Below are 18,520 nucleotides of genomic sequence, written 5' to 3' on the forward strand. Positions count from 1 at the left end.
CATGCAACGGGTTTTTGGGAGCATGGTGTCCAAAGGTAGTCTAGCACATAGGGGACGACGCTGCTGCTGCTCGGTCTGTTTGCACGAGCAGGCGATCAACGCGGCGAAGCGCGGATGGCCGTAGGGCACATCGGCGACCATGTAGCCGGCCCCACGGCACGTTGGGCACACATCGGGCGGCAGCGGTGGCGGCTCCATCTGCAGGGAGGTCGTCCCGCCGATCGACCGCATCCCGACGCGCTGCCAGGGCTTCGTAGCGGTTGACGTGCTCATACGGCACCTCCGGTTCCGGCGCGGCGAGCCTGCACGTGCGCCAGGGCCACCGCCGGGGCAAGCCCCTCCTCCAGATCCAACGCGAGGTACTGAATCTCCAGGTCGCTCGCATCCGGCGGAGCCAGCGTCAGCGCCTGAGCCTTCGCATCCGCTGCCGCCTGCGCCGTGAGCAGCCCCGTCTGGGGGGCCTCAGCCTGGGGGGGATCAACGCGCCAGGTCGTCACGATCGCGCCAATGCCCTGGCCCAACGTGCGCCGCCGCGCGAAGTCGGCCTGCACCGTCGCATCGTCGAGCGCACGAAACTCGCGGGCGGCTTTGACACTGAAGCCCTGGCGGATCAGATACCGCTCCGTAGCGGTCAGCCCACCCCCCTCATCCCCCGCCTGGGTGCCGGTCGCTGCGGGTGGTGGTGTGGGATCTTCATGGATCTGATTCTCTCTGATCTCATTATAAGGGGCCTTCTTTTGCCGCATCAGGACGCCCTCCGTGCGCCCACCATGCGATCCTGGCGTCGCATCATGCGACTCTGGCGTCGCATCATACGACCCCAGGATCGCATCATGCGACTCTGACGTCGCATCATACGACCCCAGGATCGCATCATGCGACTCTGGCGTCGCATCGGCCCCCTGACCAGTCACCGACTGCGACTCTACGGTCGCATCGTACGACTCTACGGTCGCATCGTACGACCCCAAGATCGCCTCATGCGACTCTGGCGTCGCATCATCCGACCCCAGGATCGCCTCATGCGACTCTGGCGTCGCATCGACCCCTTGGCCGGGCAGCGACCGCGATCCTACCGTCGCCTCATGCGACTCTGGTGTCGCATCGGCCCCCTGACCGACCAGCGGGAGCGCTCCGATCATCACACCTTCCGACCCTGCGGTTGGAGGGTGATCGCCTCGCTGCGGCACCAGCGCGGCATCAGATGGGGCACGTGAGACCAACACCGCCTGCTGAGTTGATCGCGAACGTGTCCCATGCGACTCTGGCGTCGCATCAGGTGCGGCGTTGGAGGTCAATACCGCATCGTGATGCGCACCTGGGCGTGCGCCATGCGACGCTGGGGTCGCATCAGCCGCCGCGAGGCTGGTCTGTTCCGCATCGTAATGCGCTCCTGGGCGTGCGCCATGCGACGCTGAGGTCGCATCGCCGGGGAGCGGTGGCATCAGGTTGAGCAGCGCCTGCACCTCGGCCAGGGTCGCTTTGCCCGAGTTGAGCAGCGTGCGTAGCTCGCTCAGAACCGCCGTGTCGGTCGCGCTACGGGCATGGGTGCGCAAATGGTAGCGGCGTGTCGTGTCACCCCGGCGCGCCCAGATCAGCCACCCTGCCTGCTCCAACTCCGTCAGCCAGCGCTCGATACTCCGGCGGGTCGCCGGCTGCCAGGTCGCCTCCTTCGTTGCGCTGCTCGGCCCCAGCGTCCCCATCAACGTCTGCAACCGCTCCATCACCGGCGGCTCGTGCAGAAACCAGAGCCGGTGCAGCACACACCAAAGCCGAAACGCCGGGTGGCTCACCTGGCGATCAATGATCAAGACATGCGAAGCCGGGACGAAGAGCTCGTCACCGCCGAGCCGGGGGAACCCCGGTGATCCATCGTTCGCGCCGTTCTGTGGGCGCGGATCAGCAGAGACTGTCATGGAATACCTCTATGTGCAACCGTGCCATCGGTGATCGCACGGCATAACGTTGCGTGAACCAGGTCGTTGGCAAGCAATGATCCCCTTGCACCGTGCCGGAGGCAGGTGGTATAATGGGGGCGAAATGGTTTTTTTTGCGCTCTGGAAAGCGCAGGTCGGCCTCACATCAAAGGCTCTTCGACAATGCTTGGCGGCGAGTGTCGAAGGGTCTTTTGGTTTGTGAAGCCTGCCTCGTTTGGTATTACGGTGGCATCGCAACCTCCTTGGGCTTGCAGCAACAACAACGACCGGCAGCATCCAGTGGCGCAGCCTGAACGAGCGTACGGCGACAGAGCGCCCAACGCAATCAGCTGAAACCGCAGGAAACTACCGGTCGATGGGTTGGAACGAGGAGGCTCCTACCAGGAGAGCGAGGAGCAGGCCGAGGCTCATCAGGGGAAGCGGGCAGAGCGAATCGACCCACCGCGAGCCACGACGGCGCGTGGCATCGGACTGGCGGGCACGCGGAGGAACAGGACTCGAGTGCAAGTCAAGGCGCTCTTCGTCGCGGGCAGAACCACGACGCAGGAGGAAACCGTAGACCACATCCTCCATCGCCCAGAAGAGTCGTCGCGCCTGTTGGCGTACGAGCGACGCATCTTTCACCGCATCAAGATGCGGAATCGCGGAGGTAGGCAAGTCTACGAGGTAGTAGCACTTTCGTGCGAAAAAACTTCCTTGCGCTCTCGCCAAGATCTGCGATGCTGCGATACCGGGAGTTTGACCTGATTTGGCTGCACAGGCAAGGGTTCAGGTTACGATCTCGTTTGAGCATCCGCACCGAGTCCTGCTGCGATCGGCCTCTTTGCGGTTGCCCATCTTCGCTATCCTTGCCTCAGAGCACAATATCCTGCCAGCGCTGGGCAGGCACAATGCGGTTGAGATGGGCAACATTGGTGGTGGCGACCACCAGCGTATCGCCTGCGACAGAGGTAAGCAACGCCTGCGCCGCCAGAATAACATCAGCATCGATAGCACGCACAGCGGCTGTCGGCAGACCTTGGCGGCGAAGCTCGGCCCAGAGTTCAGCTGCACGCCGCATCGCCGCCGTCGTCAAGGGCACATAGTCTAGCGTGCGGCCCGCCGTATCGAGGCGCCGCAGACCTTGCTGCTTGCCAGCACGCAGCAACTCCCGGCGCAATTCGTAATCGGCGATCTCCGGCACTACGACGCGTGCGCCACTAGCCAGCATCCTGCGGAGCCAGGCAGTGCAAGCCACCACGTCCGGAGTCTGGTTCGGGTTGGTGATGATCCCCAGTGGCCCGGTATCCAACACGATCACGCTGGTCACTACGTGCGCTCCGTCGCTTGAGTATGCCGGTCTGGGTAGAACTTGCGGGTTGACTCGCGATCTGTGTCAAGCTGCTGGAGCATCGCGTCCCAAGACTCACTGCCGTCATCTGCTTCTGTTGCTTCAGACCACGCATCAAGCATGGCAATCGCGGCCTGATTGCGGGCAATCTGTGCGGCACGGGCAGCTTCTTCCGCCTCGAGCAGCGCAGCCCGTAGGCGGGCTTGATCGGTTGGCGGCAGTTCGCGGGCCAGTTTCAGCACGTGATCAAATGTTGTCATCCCGATGTTCCTCCTCACGTTCTCTGGAGTGTGACTATTGTAGCATACGAACAGACGTATGCAAACCCTCTCAACCGCTTGCTGGCAGATCTCATTCACCGTGAAGGCAATCCAGGTTCCTGCGGGAACCCGCCGGGGCACATGGATGACCTCGCCCGTCTCCGGATCTTGGCGCTCCAGGTAGGGCCGGCGCTGGTAGATCAACAGCCCTGGGGTTGGTGGAACCTGTCGCTTGGCTCCCTCCTCCAGCACGATCCCCTCATTGAGCATGCGCGTGATCGTGTGATAGCTTAGCCCTTCACCACGCTTGCCCAGGATCCAGAGCAGCACCGCATAGCTCTCGGGATCAGGCATGAACCAGCCCTGGCCGTCAGGAAGAACCCCATACGGAATGTTTCCACCGCGCCACTTGCCTTGCTGGGCACGAAAGCGATGGCGCAATAAAAACGTAGAGCATAGAACGCAGAACATAATCATTGCGATGGCCGCGATAGAATAGATCCTCCAGGTAGCGTGTGCCACCATGCTCCCTTGACCTTCCTTCCTTGGGGGGTTCAGAAGGTGATCACAATGAGAATCACCCTTGCTGAGCCACCGATGGTTGCGAATCGCTCACGCAAAATACAGGGTTTACGGGCTGACAGATGGCTTTTGCATGTGTTACGCTTCGCGTAGCTCAATACAAACGGAGGTGTGCCATGCGTCGCTCCGCTGTCTGCTCTGCCATGCTGCTGCTCGTCTTGGTGCTAATCACGACGACGCTGATGAGCGTGCCCCAGGCTGCGGCCGCGCCGGACGAAGCCCCGGCGGCGGCGACGCTCCAGGCTGTCAGTTATGTTCAAGTTGCGGCTGGTGGAACTCATACCTGCGGCTTGAGCAGCGACGGTACGGTCTACTGCTGGGGCTCAAACTTGTACGGCCAGCTTGGTGACGGCACGACGACCAAGCAGCTGATACCGGTCGCAGTGGGTAGCTTGAGCGGCGTCATTGCGATTGCAGCGGGCTACTATCACACCTGTGCGCTGCTGGATGATGGAAGCGTGCGCTGTTGGGGCTGGAACCAACATGGACAACTTGGCGATGGGACGACAACTGATCGACTGACACCAGTGGTCGTGGGTGGACTGCTCAATACAGTTACGCTTACGGCAGGCAACGCTTACACTTGTGCTCTGCTGACTGATGGCAGCGCTCGCTGCTGGGGCGCGAACTGGCAAGGTCAACTCGGTGATGGTAGCACGACGACCCGATTAACGCCGGTCGTGGTGAGCGGGCTGAGCGATGCACGTGCCATTGCGGCGGGCTACACCCACACCTGTGCACTGCTGAACAATGGCACGGCCCGTTGTTGGGGTGCAAACGAGAACGGTCAACTTGGCGATGGTACGGCCATCAGGCGGTTGACGCCAGTCACGGTGAGTGGGTTAAGCAGTGCTATTGCGCTCGCCGTAGGTGGTGCTCATACCTGTGCGCTGCTGAACAACAATACAGTCCGCTGTTGGGGCAATAACGTGAACGGCCAACACCCGTCGTTGTGTATGGACTGAGCGGTGCGGTCGCGATCACCGCTGGTGCCGCGCACACCTGCGCCTTAATGAGCAATGGTACGGCCCGTTGCTGGGGGGCAAACGGGGAAGGGCAGCTTGGTGATAGTACTACTACTTATAGACGAACACCGGTGGTAGTCAACGGGCTATCTGGTGCAGCCGCCCTTACGGCAGGTCGCTTGCATACCTGTGCATTGCTAGATAACGGCAGTGCCAATTGCTGGGGTCAGAATTACTACGGCCAACTTGGCGATGGCACAATGACCAACCGCCTCACTCCGGTGACCGTAAGTGGGCTGAGTGGTGTAGTTACCCTCGTAGCAGGCGATGATCATACGTGTGCATTGCTTGCCGACAGGGGTGCCCGCTGTTGGGGGAGTAACTATCACGGTCAGCTTGGTGATGGCACAACAACCGATTGGCTCACACCGACGACAGTGAGTAGCTTGAGTGGCGTGGCTGCCCTTACCGCTCGTTCACATACTTGCGCCGTCCTGGACGATGGGAGCGCCCGTTGTTGGGGCAATAACAACTTTGGTCAGATTGGCGACGGCACGGCTGGCTTTAGCTCCGTTCCGGTTGCTGTGGCGGAGCCTGTTGGGGATGGTGGTTCAACCTGCGCCCGCTTCGTCAGCGATGGCAACTACCCCGACGGCACGGTGGTCAATCCGGGGCAGGTCTTTGAGAAGCGTTGGCGGCTCCTGAATTGTGGCCCGGCGAGTTGGAACGGCTACCAGGCCGAGCGCATCAGCGGCGACTATGGCCCAGCGACCTTCCCGGTCTCCGGCGCGGCCGGTGCGACGATTGATGTCTCAGCGACGTTCACCGCACCGCTAACCCTGGGAACCTACCGTGCAACCTATAAGCTGCGGGGGCCACAGGGCCTCTTTGGCGATGCCTTCTGGGTTGAGGTGAGGGTGCGCCCTGGTCCCCTCCCGAATGCCACGGTGAGTGGGCGGGTCACCGCCGCTGATCGCGGTCTTGGCGGCGTGTTGATTACGGCATTCGGTTCACGGTTTGCCTTCACGCTGAGTGCGGCTGATGGCAGCTATCGTTTTGCCGACATGCCAGCAGGCAACTATCAACTCACTGCGATGCGCCTGGGCTATGCTTTCGGCGCACCGAAGCTGGTGACCCTGCCGCCAGATGCGCAGGAACTTGATTTCGTGGGCCAAGCGATCACACCACCACCCTCACGGAAGATTGCCATTATGGTGCATGGTTGGCAAGGCTTCGAGACTGATCGCTCCAAGTACGATTGTCAGATCGAAAAGTTTGTCGGGCCATACCAGCGTGATCCGAGCGGCGAAAAAGCCGACGTGCCGGGCTGGGATCTGGTTGGACAGCAGCTCACCAAACTTGGCTATGAGGTCTACCTAGCAAACTGGACGACCAGTTTCTGGTACACGACCACCGCCGAAGACGCGGCGCGTGATTGCCTCGCGCCCCAAATTGCCTCAGTGGTCGGTGATGATAGTGACGGCAAAGTGTTGCTCGTCGCCCACTCGATGGGTGGATTGGTCAGTCGTGCCTACATCGAAAATGCCGATCGCTCCCAGCACCAGCCAGATGTCGAGGCGCTGATCACGCTGGGCACACCCCACGTAGGCGTCAATCTAAATACGCTGATCAAAATCGTTGGAATCTTGAACCCGAATACCCAACTTGCGACGGTTGCCATTTGTGTGGCAAATCCCGGCTTATGCCAGCTTGGCAGTGATGCGATGTTGCTCTTTAACATCGCGCATACACCACGACATGATGTACCATACCTGTTTATGGGAGGATCGGGTGGCCCGGATTGGCTGGGATTTGTGAACTTTACAGAGGGACGGAACGACGGCATTGCTGGCTTTCGCAGCGCGACCGGCTACCAATATCAATATGCTTCCAGTATACCCTTCACCGGACGCCCGCTACACGATGATTATCTGCTTGTTCAAGGTACCAATATTGTGCGCCGCTATAGCGATTCGTCTCATGGGGGCATTCCTTTCGTCAGTAAGCCGTGGTACGCTGATGATGTCAAGGTTAACGAGTGTGTCGCTTCCTATCTCGGCCATCGCTCATCCTTAGCCTGCAGCACCATGCGCGAACCCGTACTAAACGCAATGCCAGCCCAGGCGCCGCAACAAGCCATTGCGTTCACGCCCACGCAGTTTGGTACGCTGCGCAGCGGTGAGATCATCACGGCTACGCTTGACCTTGAGGGGACTGAAGCCATGGTGCTGCTGTCTGCTAGCGATGGACAGCTCAGCTTGACATTGACCGCGCCGGATGGCACGCTGCTCACGCCAACCAACGCCGTACAGATTGTGCCGGGTGCCCAATACAGCGAGCCGACCACGACTGGTGATCCACCGATCGTCAGTTACCGGCTGCCCAACCCACCTGCCGGGCGTTGGGTGGCAACCATTGCCGCCACCGACGTGATCAGCGAAACCGCCTACGCACTCGTTGCTGCCCTGCAATCAGCTTTGACGTTGGAAGTGGAACGACCATCATCGGTCGGGGTAGGGCAGTCGTTCATCATCCAGGCGACCCTGCGTGACGGCACGACGCCGGTGGATGGAGCGACCGTGAGCGTGACTCTGCCCACCACACAAGCGACGCACGTGGTAACGCTCACCCGCACGGCACCGGGGCTTTACAGTGGTCAGTTGACCGCCCCGGCAGAAGCTGGCCCGCACCTGTTCACGGTGACTGCGACCGGCAGCACCACGACGCCCTTCGCCCGCCAATTCGACGATCTGATTACCGTGCAGGCCAGTGGCGTGCAACGCCGCGGCGCAGCGATAGTGACCCCGGTTGACCGTGATGGCAATGGGCGCTACGAAGCGCTTGAGCTAACCGTGCCATACACGGCAGCGATCGCTGGCGACTACGCCGGCCTAGCAACGCTTCAGGATGCCAGTGGGCGAGTGATCGCCCTCGCCCGTACGCAGGTGACCTGGGCAGTTGGAGATCATACCCTCAGGTTTAGCTTTGTGGGTGGTGAGATTCTTGCTAGTGGCGTGAATGGGCCGTATCGCGTGGTAGCACAGATCGTCAAGACAGAGGGGGCGCAGTTGATGGTAGATGAGCAGCCCTTGGTGGACGGGTTGAATTACCAGGCCAACGACTTTGAGGGCGCGTCTCCGATCCAGCGGGTTTATTTACCGTTCGTTCGGCGCTCCTGACCCAATCACGATCACCCCATTGTCTCGGCCATCACTCATTTCTCATAGTCGTTATCTCCACGAGTGGGAAACCATAAGCTATGCTATTCTCGTCTGGTTGTAACTTCATCCAAACGACCGAACCAATCAGTGCATAGTGCTAAAGTTCAGCAAAAAAAAGGGCCAGCGCCGTCGGGCACTGGCCCTTCGTCATGCAGTGAAACGCGTTGGCTCCCCGCTACGCCGTCGCCTCCAGCGCGAGCAGGCTCACCGCGGCGTTGAGCGCCGGCGATGTGCTGAGCAGCGTTATGCTACGTCGTTTTGGCTTAGGCCTGTTCGCCGTCGTGGTTGCGCTGAGTTTCTTTGCCCTCCCGTTGTTTGAACCGGGTGAGGTGGCTGGTCAAGCCACGCTTGCGCTCCAAACCCCAAGTTTTGTCCGTTCCGCCGCCGCTGCCGAAGGGCAGGTTGGGCTCGATCAGGTGCTCGCGAATGATATTCAACGTGAGGCTGGGCTGGCGCTCTATGTCAAAGCGCCTACGACGATCAATCTGACGAATAGTTCATTGCGCGGTTTATTCCGCACGATTGAGGATGCGACGGACACCTATATTCGTGGCTCGATCTCGCCGCTTAACGACTACGCCGAATATGCCGATGCCAAAGCCTTTATTCACAGCGATGGCTGGATCGTCGTCTATGATCCGAAAGAAAAACCGGCGAGCGCGAGCGTCGATTGGCGCAACTACAGCGGCGGCACCTCGGTTGGCACCAAGCTCGAATTGGTGCTCCAGCGCATCGCCGGGGTGACTGGCGCGAACGCCCAGAGCGCCAACTACTACCATTTCCAGTTCCCAAATGCGACCAAGTTGATGCTGATCGGTGATTATGGCCAAGGCAGTGATGAGTTTACGGTGACGCTCTCTGACCAGTTCATCTACGATCAGATCAGTTGGAATCTGTCGCACGTTTCGGGTTGCTGTTCAAACACTTTCCGTTTGAATGGTACGGTCATTTCGACAATCGACAATCGGTTTAATCCTGAAGATTGGGGCACCTTGACGACCGGCCAACTCGCCTTGGGTACCCCTCAAACCTTCTCGATTGGCACCACTACTGGCAGCGCCGTCCTCGTTCTGATCTACCGCGAGAGCCAATGAAACAGCGCATCTTCTCCTTCTTCAGCATCTGGCTGGGGCTGGGGCTGCTGCTGTTTGCCGTACCGGCGCGGCTTCCCGCCCAAGGCGGCGGGATCGTCGTCGATGGCGCCGACACGGTGCGCAGTAGCGATCTGCCCAGTGCCGCCGCTTTGGCCACCCCCTTGAGCGCGGCGCGCTTTGTCGTGAACGTCAACTACGCCGACGACCTGCGTCAAACGCCTTTGGGCTATACCAACGCTTTGAACGCGCCGCTGGCGGAGACGCGCTTTGGGATCAATGTGAACTACGCCAATGCGCTGCGCCAAGTCGGTTTGAGCTACAATCAGGCCCTCGATGAACCGTTGCAAGCGGCGGCCTTCGTCACCAATGTCAACGCTGCCAACACGATCCAGCACCACGCCTTAGCTTTTCCGGTGGCGGCGATCAAGGACACGGTGCCGCCACAGATTAGTAACCCGCAAGCGGTCGCTGGTGAGCAACAGATCGATTTTCGCTGGCAAAACGATAGCTATGCGCGTGGTGAAGTGCGCTACGGCTTCAGTGCCAACAACCTGACGTTGAGCCTGAGCGATCCCGAATACCGTTTCGAGCACCAATTCAGCCTCGACCTGAGGACGCTGCCCAGCCTCGCGCAGAGCAACGGCTTCAGTGGCGAACTCTTCTACCAACTCGTCGCCACCGACCAAAGTGGCAACGTGCAAACCAGTGCGGTCAGTAGCCTCAGCGTTACCGCGAACAACACCGTCTACCTGCCCATCGTGGTGCGCACGCGCTAACGCAAGGCAGGGGCTGATGTGCGAAACGCACCAGCCCCTGCCCGCTGCCCCCTTGGCTCAGCGCCCCGTGCCGCGCACATATCCATTCGTCCAGGGCTTGAACGCCGACCGCTTGAGCCTCAGTCGCACGAGATTGATCTTTTGCCGAAACCGTGTAGAATCAAGCTATGCGGAGGCAAGCGCGGATGATTGATCGATGACCGATGACGGAGAGAGGAGGGTGGCATGATCGAGACTCTTGAATATGAGCAGGCCCTTGCGCTGATCCGGCGGCTTGACCGCCCAGCCCGTGCGCGCTTGGTGTCCCAGGTTGTTCAGGAATTGATTGTCGAGCCAGGTGATGCAGGCCGTCGTTCCAGTGAGGCCTGGGATCGCCTGGCGCAGCTGCGTGAAGAATTTGGGCGTCTCGGGCCAGTCTCGCCCAGCCCAGCCGAGCAACTTGAGCGTGATCGCCAGCACCGGGCGGATCTCCTTGAAGGCAGGATCAGTGAGTGATGGACACCCTCGATGCCAACATCTTTGTGCGTGACGCTTCACCCAACGATCCTGAGCATGCGACGTGTCACGCCTTGATGGCGCACCTCTATCAGCGCATGACGACGATCATTGTGCCTTTCCTTGTCCTGCCAGAGATTGCGGGAGCGCTCAGCCGCAGCTTCCGTGATCCGATGCGGGCGCGATTGGAGGTTGACCTCTTGCGGGATTTGCGTCATATCCAGTTTGTGCCACTTGATGCGGCCATCACATACGAAGCGGCTGAACTCGCTGCGGATCGTGCGCTGCGTGGTGCGGATGCGGTCTATGTGGCGGTGGCCCGTCGTTATGGGTGTGCGCTGGTCACGCTTGACCGTGAACAGCGCGAACGTGCCGCGCTCGTGGTGCGAGCCCTGACGCCCACGGAGGCGCTGGCCGAACTGGATCCTGATGCGGCCTAACCGCACGACGGTGCGCAATCACGCAACGCACGGGCGCGTGAGATGGTGCCCGCATCCGTGCGCTCACGCTCACGCCGATATGCAGCCATCACCGTATCAAGTTCGTCACGGAAAGGATCGTCGTGAAACATGCCTGCCGTCTGGAGCCACGGTCGTGCTTCCTCAAACTCAAGCGGGATGATTTTCGCATCACCAAGCTGCGCAGCAAATGAACGCCGGAGCGCATGCAAGGCCTCCGCCTCCGTGCCACCCTGGGCGGTGATCGCAGGCCAGCCGATCAGCGAGGCCGTGATCGTACCTTCAGGGTGGTGTTCAATCAAGACATACATCGTCATCGGGGTAGACCTTTCGTTCATCGTCATCTGCAGATAGGATACCACACGCACACATGTACCGACACAATAATCATCGTTCAGACAACTACGTGTTGTCTATGCTCCAATACCTTGCAAAGAAGGCGATTGTTTTGACGCAAAGGCGCAAAGGCGCAACGTTTTTCGCGTAGGAGAGCGAGCCCTTCGCGCCTTCGCGTGAGCTTCTTTGCAAAGTATTGGTTCATGCGCCCCGTTTTGCGTTCTACGTTTTACGTTCTGAACAGCCGCCCAAACTGCTCGGGCACCACCGCCTCCGTCGACCCGGCGACGAAAGCGACGTGACAGCGGTGGCAGTACCAAGCCTGCTGCCAGCGGGCGACCTGACGCTGCCAGCGCTCGTTGGCGGCACGGCGACGCTGCTCGTCTCGTTGGATGCAGCGCCCGGTGAGGCCAACGGCGAGCAGCGCACCGACGCTGGCAACGCCCGCGAAGAGGTGCTCGGCGTAGGCGGGGCTAAAACGGAAAATATTGAAGAGACATCTTGATTTCGTGCTTACGAAAAGATGCTTTTTTGCCAGATTGCTCAACGGTAATGCAGTGGTTCTCTCAATAGGTTATACTAAGTGTGAGCAGTCGCTTCTGTTGCTCAGATCGCCTTCCATCGTGATCGGCGTTCCAATACATGATCGCGAAATCACACGATGGTTTGCCCCGTATTCAGATATGTTGACCGTTACGTACGTCGCTGCTCTGCTCTGTGCTGGCCATCATTTCTTGCGCTAGAGAATGATGGATCCCTGTTTTTTGAGAACTGATATGCGTATTCCGCAGCCAATTCACCCATTTCCCGCCCGTATGGCACCTTCAATCGTCCTGGAACACATTCAACAGTTACCCGCTGGTTCGGTTGTCCTTGATCCGATGATGGGTTCGGGTACCGTTGTGCGAGCAGCGTCTGATGCTGGTCATTACGCCATTGGAAGAGATGTTGATCCCCTGGCGGTGCTGATGGCACGGGTATGGACAACCCCAGTTCATCCACAACATCTGCTGACGTTTGCCGAGGGTCTTGTTGAGTCAGCGCGTATGTTGCGCGAAGAACACCTCTCACTGGCTTGGATTGACGAGGATGTTGAGACAAATCAATTTATTCAATTTTGGTTTGCGCCATCTCAATGCACCCAATTACGACGCCTGGGCTGTCTATTGGCCGATATGCGTTGTTCTGAGGGAGATGCGCTACGTATTGCGCTGAGCCGAACTATTATTACAAAAAATCGTGGTGCATCATTGGCACGCGACGTATCACATAGCCGTCCACATCGCGCATTTGAGCACAATACCTATGATGTGTATGATGGGTTTTTACGGGCTACGAGACACCTGGTAAAACGGTTTGAGCAAGAACCACCCCATGGCCAAGCCCAGATTGGCCTTGGTGATGCACGTCAACTCACCCTTGCTGACGGCTCAGTTGACGCAGTCATCACCTCACCGCCATATCTCAATGCGATTGATTATTTACGCGGCCATCGCCTTGCGCTCGTATGGCTCGGCCATCGTGTTGGCAGCATTCGCTCCATTCGCTCAGGCAGCATCGGTGCTGAGCGTGCCCCAGACCCGCACGTAGACACAAAGCTTGCGGCTCGTGTCATACGGCACATGGGAATGACCAATCAGTTGCCACCTCGTCAACACCGGATCTTCGAGCGCTATGTGCTTGACCTTGCAGCGATGATGGGTGAGATCCATCGCGTGTTGAAAGCCGGAGGCCGAGCGGTCTTTGTACTAGGCAACTCATGTGTGCAAGGTGTCTTTGTCCGCAATTCGGAAGCAGTTTTGATGTTGGCAAGAGAATCTGGTCTTGCGTTGATAGATCACTATGATCGAGATCTCCCCGATGCTCGTCGCTATCTTCCGCCACCGACGGCTCATGCTGCATCGAGCATTGAGCGTCGTATGCGGAAGGAGGTTGTGCTCACTTTTGATCGTGCATGATCTGGAACGTCTTGGTGGAGGGCATTGTGCCTGCATCTCGTCCCCCAACTGAAGCGATTGATCGCACGTACCAGCGCGTTCTTGCTGGCGAGCCTGATGCGCCCTCCGATTTGATCGAACTACTCCTTGAGCCACTCGTTGCCGCATTAAAGCACCGTTTCCCCAGCCTACCTGATCCCAACCTCGTCATTGATACGGTCACCGACTCGCTCTTCCGCTTGGTTCAGGATCCCACGCGTTTTCATCCCGAGCGTGGTACGCTCTGGAGCTATCTTGTTATGGATGCCCTCGGTGACCTGCGAAATGCTTGGAAGAAAGAGCGTCGCCGTCTCAACCGTGAGCAAACGTTCGATCCTGTCGCACACGACCATCCAGATGGGAATAGTGATGTAGAAGGATTGATCATACGCAAGCTGGTGCCCGATGGATTGCCTGAAGGCGCTGATGAAGCGGATCTCATTGCTCACCTGCGTGCCGCGATCACAAATCCACAAGACTGGCAGGTTGTCCTCTTGATGATGGGGGGAGAGCGCAAGACGGAAGCCTTTGCGCGCGTCCTTGGCATCACTGATCGACCGCCTGCTGAGCAGCGGCGTCGTGTCAAGCAGGCCAAAGACCGGCTTCGGGTGATGCTGAAGCGGCGGGGAGCAACCTTCAATGAGCAGTAACGTGTCGAATGCACTGGCGCGAGCAGCTCGCCGCGCTGAACAACAGCCCTTCTTTCTTGCCAGTGTACTCGCAGCATACCGGCAGGCCAATCGTCTCGATGATGCGGCGCTAGCGACCCTGCTTGATTGTCAGTTGGCTGATATGCTGCGCCTGGCCCTCTGTCGTCGGCCAGCTACTGAGCAGACCCAGTTCATGGCCGATGTTGATCAACTGGCGCAACGCTTCAACCTCCGAGGCGACCAGTTGGCAATGATCATCAGGCAGGTTGATGCCCTCGCAGCCATCCAGCAACAGGTGCAGGTTGCGTATGATGGCATGGGCATGCTGCGCGCAGCACGCGACCATGAAGAACCTGCGGCAATCGATGAGGAGGGCCAACATGGTTGAACCTTGGCTCGAACGTGCAGCAGAACAATTCTGGGAGGCTGTTGGCGAACCACTGGCGCTCCCACGCGATCTTGCTTCCGTGATCAGCCGTCCCTTTCCACTCGGCGTGATCACCCTTCCAGCGCTGGATATGCTCAAGGTCGAAGGCTGGTTTGCCGAACGCAACGTACCCTACCGCTTTCTCTGCCAAAATCGCGCCCTGTGCGGCTGCATCGTGGCTGCACGGGGTCATGGCTTGATCTTCATTGATCCCAATGATCCCCCTGCCGAGCAACGCTTTACCGTGGCGCATGAAGTGGCGCACTTTCTGCTCGATTATCTTGAGCCACGGCAGGAGGCCCTTGCACGGCTGGGCGAGTCGATCTTGCCAGTGCTGAATGGCGAGCGTGCGCCAACGACAGACGAACGTATTCATGCGCTCTTAGGGCGGGTCAAGCTCGGTTTCTATCAGGATATGATGCCACGAACTGCCTCCGGGAGTATTGATCAGACGGCCATCCTGCGTGCGGAGGATCGTGCCGACCGGCTTGCGCTCGAATTGCTTGCCCCCGCCACTCATGTGCTGGCTTCCGCAACAACCATTGCCAGCACGCCCTTTGAGCGAACACGAGCACTAACTGAACTATTGGAACAGCAGTATGGTTTCCCACGCGCTGTAGCGCGTGCCTATGGTACCTCCCTTGTAAAACAGAGTTCCAAACCATCGTTGGCTGAGTGGTTTGGGATCTGAGTCGCACTTCGCTCATCGCTGCGGAACAAATGAGTGATCGGGATACAACGTAAATAAGGCTGAAGAGTCGTCTTCTAGACGAGTCGCACATTTGTAAGGATCGCGGAAGAAGAAGAAGAAGAAGCAACTTTGTACGACGAGCATGACTGCTCTGGAGGACGAAATGGTACATACATCAGGGTCTGCGCCATATCAAATGAATGAAAATGCTTTGGTTGTTGACGATGAAAGTTTTGCTGCTGCCTATGGTGAAGAGCTCAGTGCCACCCTTAATATTGATGCGTGGCAAACAGGAGGTGATCTCGAAGGCTTATATGAACGCATAGAGGCCGAAGTGACGAGTGGGATTGCGTTTGAGCAGGCTCAGCGCCCAACCATTCGGCGTGAACTCTTTCCCCGCTTGCGCACACGCCCGAACGCACCTGCTGCCGCTGGGTGTTACCGTGCGACCCTTGATGATCTGCGCCGCGTCCATCGCTCGCTCCTTTTCAATGGTGCGGTCGAGGCCTGTGATGGCACACGGGTCGAACATGACACCCTGCCAGTCACCATTACCCAGATCGGGGTGTGCCTGGTCTCGTACCAGGGTGATCAGGGTTCCTGGGCCCAGCGCCTCTACCGGCGCGATCTGCGTGCCAGTACTGGCAATGCGTTAGACGATCTGATGGCGCTGTTAGACAACCGTGGGCAACGTGGGAATACCGATAACGATGAGCGCGGAAAACTCAGTGAATTGGCGCGTCGTGGCATTATGACCTATGCCGAACGCGCCATTTTGACCAAGAAGTCAACGGCCATCTGGAAGATGGGGCATGGCGATCCGACGCCCTATGATCTGCTCACTGGTTCGGGCAGTATGCAGTTGCTTGAGAAGAGTATGGAGATTTTGCGTGAATTGATCCTCCAGCACCGCAAAATCCTCTTTGTGCCCAGTGCCCCACGTGCGCGTGAGTGGATGACCCTTGGTCAGGCGCTTGACCCGCTCGAATACCTGATCATTGACTCACATACCCAAAAGATGCTGCACGTTGTTGAGAGCAAGGACGGCGGACGGGGTGGTCATTACAGTAAAGAATATGCCCGTAAGGTTCGTGATTTCTGCTACGAGGTTGGGCCGCACATTTTGTTTGGAATCTATCGTACTTCAAGTGCGGCTCCGCCCCAGTTGTTCTTTGCCCATGCCGATTTTGTCCACGAGGCCGCACTGATCGCCATGGCTGATAGTGTCTTGCAAGAGCACCGGGGCTTCCCGATGCTGATCGATCTCGCCGATACGATCTGTCGGACGACCTTCGGTAACGATATCTTCAACAATGTCGTTCAAATGGCGTATGCCCATGCTGGCGAGCCGTTCCGCTTCCTGAATGAGCGGATGACGCGGGCGTAGGCTTCTCGTAGAAAGGAAGTGTGGATGAACCAGCTCAGCTTTGATGCGCTGAACGAGAACGGTGTTGCGACTGACAGCCATGGAGACGACATCTTCTCTGCTCCGCCTTCCGATGTCTTTCACTCAATTGATGCCGATGCTGAAGCGGCGGGCGGTGAGTGGAAAGAACCAGCGGCGTATGAAGGTTCGGTCGGACGCACGATGTTCGATACGCCTTCGAGCAAAGACAACAGCCTCATCGTGTTGCTGCCTCGCGAGAGCATGGAGTTGGTACCAGCGCAGTCGCTGGTGCGGATTATGAGTATTCAGGACGGGCGCTCTTACCTGGGTGTGGTCATTGAAGGACCTTTCGCAGAACCCGACGGGATCCGCGGTGATGCACCGATCGTGGTAACGACGACAGTCAAGGGTGGCATCTTTATGCCGAAGTTTCACGGTCGCGTCCACGTAGAGTTGCTCGGCGAAGAGGTCAATGGGGTGCTGATGCCGCCGCGCTTCCGTCCCTTGCCAAACAGCCCGGTCTTTGCCCTTGATAGCGCAGAGACCGAGGCAGTTCTTAAAGTGCAGGGCGACATTCCGCTCGGGTTGGCGGTTGGCCACGAAGCGCTTCAGGTGAACATTCCTGCTGATCGCAAGTCGGTACTGCCGCGCCATCTCGGGATCCTTGGGACCACTGGTGGTGGTAAGTCTACGACTGTCTCGGGCCTGATCAACAGCTTCCAAAAGGCTGGCATTGCCACGGTACTGATCGACACCGAAGGTGAGTACACGATGATCAACGAAGAGACGACTGACAAGAACATGAAAGCTGCGCTCGAACGGCGAGATTTCAAGCCAGAGGGTGTACAGCGCACCCATCTGTATCATCTGTTTGGGCGTGAAACAACCAATCCACAGCATCGCCCCCGAACCACCTTCTGCCTACGGTTTGAGCGGCTCTCCCCCTATCTTGTTATGGAACTCTTGGAACTAAGTAGTGCCCAAGAGGAACGCTACTTGCGGGCCTATGATGTGACCAAACGGGTCCTTCAAGATCTCAAGATTTCTCCTCAACAGGGTGAAGACACGGAACAGTTCGTTGAGCTTGATGAGATGGAGGAGGGCTATCCGCGCATGACCCTCGCCCACATCTACGATGTTATCGCCGCTTGCGCTCAATTGGTTGACAAAGCCGAAGACGGCATTGATTTCTATGCCAATGGTTTTCGTGAACGAAAAGATCAGGTTCTTCCTGCGATCAAGAAAGCAATTGGTGCTAGTAGTGGAGCAAGTAGCAAGAAGGCTGAAGGCTCGCTGCCCGGTAATGCGATCAGTTGGCGTGCGCTTCAGGGCAAGCTTGGCCGGATTCGCCGCTTGAAGATCTTCGATAACCCTGAGGCGAACCCCCTTGACTACACGCAACTCACGACACCGGGCCAGGTCTCAATCATTGACCTCAGCGATACCGACTCGCCCCGGATCAATAACCTCGTGATCGCCGAGATCCTGCGCGGCATCCAGCAGCAGCAGGATGAGAACTATACCCAGGCCGAGAAGTCGCGCCAAGAACCAGGCCGCACGATGGTTGTCATTGAGGAAGCCCACGAGTTTCTTTCGGCAGAGCGGATCAAACAAATGCCCGTCCTCTTTCAGCAGGTCGCCCGGATCGCCCGCCGTGGGCGTAAACGCTGGCTTGGGCTCGCTTTTGTTACACAATTGCCGCAGCACTTGCCCGATGAGGTATTGGGCCTGATCAACAACTTTATCCTGCACAAGATCTCCGATGCCGGTGTGATCAGCCGCCTCAAGCGTTCGATCGGCGGCATTGATGAGGGGCTCTGGTCACGGCTGCCAAGCCTGGCTCCTGGTCAGGCCATCGTCTCGATGACGAGTATGGCACGACCACTCCTGGTTGCGATTGACCCAACACCGTGCAAGCTGAGAATGGTAGATTAA

The 18,520-nt window shown here is 58.5% G+C and carries 18 protein-coding genes and 2 pseudogenes; 14 read left to right on the forward strand and 6 right to left on the reverse strand.

All coding sequences use genetic code 11. The annotated features are described in order from the left end of the window. The 5 genes and pseudogenes from EYB53_RS01450 to EYB53_RS01470 form a co-directional block, all read right to left on the reverse strand. A pseudogene (locus EYB53_RS01450) lies at nucleotides 1-273 on the reverse strand (hypothetical protein); the annotation flags it as partial. Next, a complete protein-coding gene (locus tag EYB53_RS01455; protein WP_135475991.1) occupies nucleotides 270-1,916 on the reverse strand; it encodes a hypothetical protein in 1,647 nt (548 codons plus the stop codon). The pseudogene EYB53_RS01450 and the gene EYB53_RS01455, both read right to left, overlap by 4 nt. Before the next feature lie 366 nt (nucleotides 1,917-2,282). Further along, nucleotides 2,283-2,648: a hypothetical protein gene (locus EYB53_RS01460; RefSeq protein WP_167857198.1), complete on the reverse strand. Its 366-nt coding sequence runs from the start codon at nucleotides 2,646-2,648 to the stop codon at nucleotides 2,283-2,285. 142 nt (nucleotides 2,649-2,790) lie between these two features. After that, nucleotides 2,791-3,246, reverse strand: coding sequence for a PIN domain-containing protein (locus tag EYB53_RS01465; RefSeq protein WP_135475996.1), 456 nt, complete (start codon nucleotides 3,244-3,246; stop codon nucleotides 2,791-2,793). Further along, nucleotides 3,246-4,052: a serine integrase family protein gene (locus EYB53_RS01470; protein WP_135475998.1), complete on the reverse strand. Its 807-nt coding sequence runs from the start codon at nucleotides 4,050-4,052 to the stop codon at nucleotides 3,246-3,248. Before EYB53_RS01470 ends, EYB53_RS01465 begins: the two co-directional genes overlap by 1 nt. A gap of 173 nt (nucleotides 4,053-4,225) precedes the next feature. Between EYB53_RS01470 and EYB53_RS01475 the strand changes: the two genes are divergently transcribed. The 7 genes and pseudogenes from EYB53_RS01475 (at nucleotide 4,226) to EYB53_RS01500 (ending at nucleotide 11,100) form a co-directional block, all read left to right on the forward strand. Beyond that, nucleotides 4,226-5,074, forward strand: coding sequence for an RCC1 domain-containing protein (locus EYB53_RS01475; RefSeq protein ID WP_167857199.1), 849 nt, complete (start codon nucleotides 4,226-4,228; stop codon nucleotides 5,072-5,074). A 47-nt stretch (nucleotides 5,075-5,121) separates the two neighbouring features. Beyond that, a pseudogene (locus EYB53_RS25480) lies at nucleotides 5,122-5,211 on the forward strand (hypothetical protein); the annotation flags it as partial. 42 nt (nucleotides 5,212-5,253) lie between these two features. Continuing rightward, nucleotides 5,254-8,253, forward strand: coding sequence for an NBR1-Ig-like domain-containing protein (locus tag EYB53_RS01480; protein WP_209949567.1), 3,000 nt, complete (start codon nucleotides 5,254-5,256; stop codon nucleotides 8,251-8,253). 287 nt (nucleotides 8,254-8,540) lie between these two features. Then, the gene (locus EYB53_RS01485) at nucleotides 8,541-9,389 is read left to right on the forward strand and encodes a hypothetical protein (protein ID WP_135476005.1); all 849 of its coding nucleotides are present in this window, start codon (nucleotides 8,541-8,543) and stop codon (nucleotides 9,387-9,389) included. After that, nucleotides 9,386-10,165 (forward strand): hypothetical protein, encoded by a 780-nt coding sequence (locus EYB53_RS01490; protein WP_135476007.1) that lies wholly within the window; start codon nucleotides 9,386-9,388, stop codon nucleotides 10,163-10,165. Before EYB53_RS01485 ends, EYB53_RS01490 begins: the two co-directional genes overlap by 4 nt. A 225-nt stretch (nucleotides 10,166-10,390) precedes the next feature. Beyond that, nucleotides 10,391-10,660 (forward strand): hypothetical protein, encoded by a 270-nt coding sequence (locus EYB53_RS01495; RefSeq protein WP_135476009.1) that lies wholly within the window; start codon nucleotides 10,391-10,393, stop codon nucleotides 10,658-10,660. Further along, a complete protein-coding gene (locus EYB53_RS01500) occupies nucleotides 10,660-11,100 on the forward strand; it encodes a type II toxin-antitoxin system VapC family toxin (RefSeq protein WP_135476011.1) in 441 nt (146 codons plus the stop codon). The genes EYB53_RS01495 and EYB53_RS01500 overlap by 1 nt, the downstream gene beginning before the upstream one ends. Here the strand turns inward: EYB53_RS01500 and EYB53_RS01505 are convergent. Beyond that, a complete protein-coding gene (locus EYB53_RS01505) occupies nucleotides 11,097-11,456 on the reverse strand; it encodes a type II toxin-antitoxin system HicB family antitoxin (protein WP_135476014.1) in 360 nt (119 codons plus the stop codon). The genes EYB53_RS01500 and EYB53_RS01505 overlap by 4 nt on opposite strands. Before the next feature lie 305 nt (nucleotides 11,457-11,761). On the opposite strand from EYB53_RS01505, the gene EYB53_RS01510 reads away from it, so the two are divergent. The 7 genes from EYB53_RS01510 to EYB53_RS01540 all read left to right on the forward strand — a co-directional run bounded on the left by EYB53_RS01510 (nucleotide 11,762) and on the right by EYB53_RS01540 (nucleotide 18,520). Then, nucleotides 11,762-11,959, forward strand: a complete 198-nt coding sequence (locus tag EYB53_RS01510; RefSeq protein WP_135476016.1) for a hypothetical protein — start codon at nucleotides 11,762-11,764, stop codon at nucleotides 11,957-11,959. A 271-nt stretch (nucleotides 11,960-12,230) separates the two neighbouring features. Then, nucleotides 12,231-13,412 carry a class I SAM-dependent methyltransferase gene (locus tag EYB53_RS26860; RefSeq protein ID WP_205712555.1) on the forward strand — a complete coding sequence of 394 codons (1,182 nt, stop codon included), beginning with the start codon at nucleotides 12,231-12,233 and terminating at the stop codon, nucleotides 13,410-13,412. A gap of 26 nt (nucleotides 13,413-13,438) precedes the next feature. Next, a complete protein-coding gene (locus EYB53_RS01520) occupies nucleotides 13,439-14,080 on the forward strand; it encodes a sigma-70 RNA polymerase sigma factor region 4 domain-containing protein (RefSeq protein WP_135476018.1) in 642 nt (213 codons plus the stop codon). Next, nucleotides 14,070-14,468, forward strand: a complete 399-nt coding sequence (locus EYB53_RS01525; RefSeq protein ID WP_135476020.1) for a hypothetical protein — start codon at nucleotides 14,070-14,072, stop codon at nucleotides 14,466-14,468. The genes EYB53_RS01520 and EYB53_RS01525 overlap by 11 nt, the downstream gene beginning before the upstream one ends. Beyond that, nucleotides 14,461-15,198 carry an ImmA/IrrE family metallo-endopeptidase gene (locus EYB53_RS01530; protein WP_167857200.1) on the forward strand — a complete coding sequence of 246 codons (738 nt, stop codon included), beginning with the start codon at nucleotides 14,461-14,463 and terminating at the stop codon, nucleotides 15,196-15,198. Before EYB53_RS01525 ends, EYB53_RS01530 begins: the two co-directional genes overlap by 8 nt. 211 nt (nucleotides 15,199-15,409) lie before the next feature. Beyond that, a complete protein-coding gene (locus tag EYB53_RS01535; protein ID WP_135476024.1) occupies nucleotides 15,410-16,585 on the forward strand; it encodes a hypothetical protein in 1,176 nt (391 codons plus the stop codon). Nucleotides 16,586-16,609: 24 nt separating this feature from the next. Then, complete coding sequence (locus EYB53_RS01540) at nucleotides 16,610-18,520, forward strand: ATP-binding protein (RefSeq protein ID WP_135476026.1); 1,911 nt, start codon at nucleotides 16,610-16,612, stop codon at nucleotides 18,518-18,520.

The organism is Candidatus Chloroploca mongolica (genome assembly GCF_004762035.2).
Lineage (GTDB): Bacteria > Chloroflexota > Chloroflexia > Chloroflexales > Chloroflexaceae > Chloroploca > Chloroploca mongolica.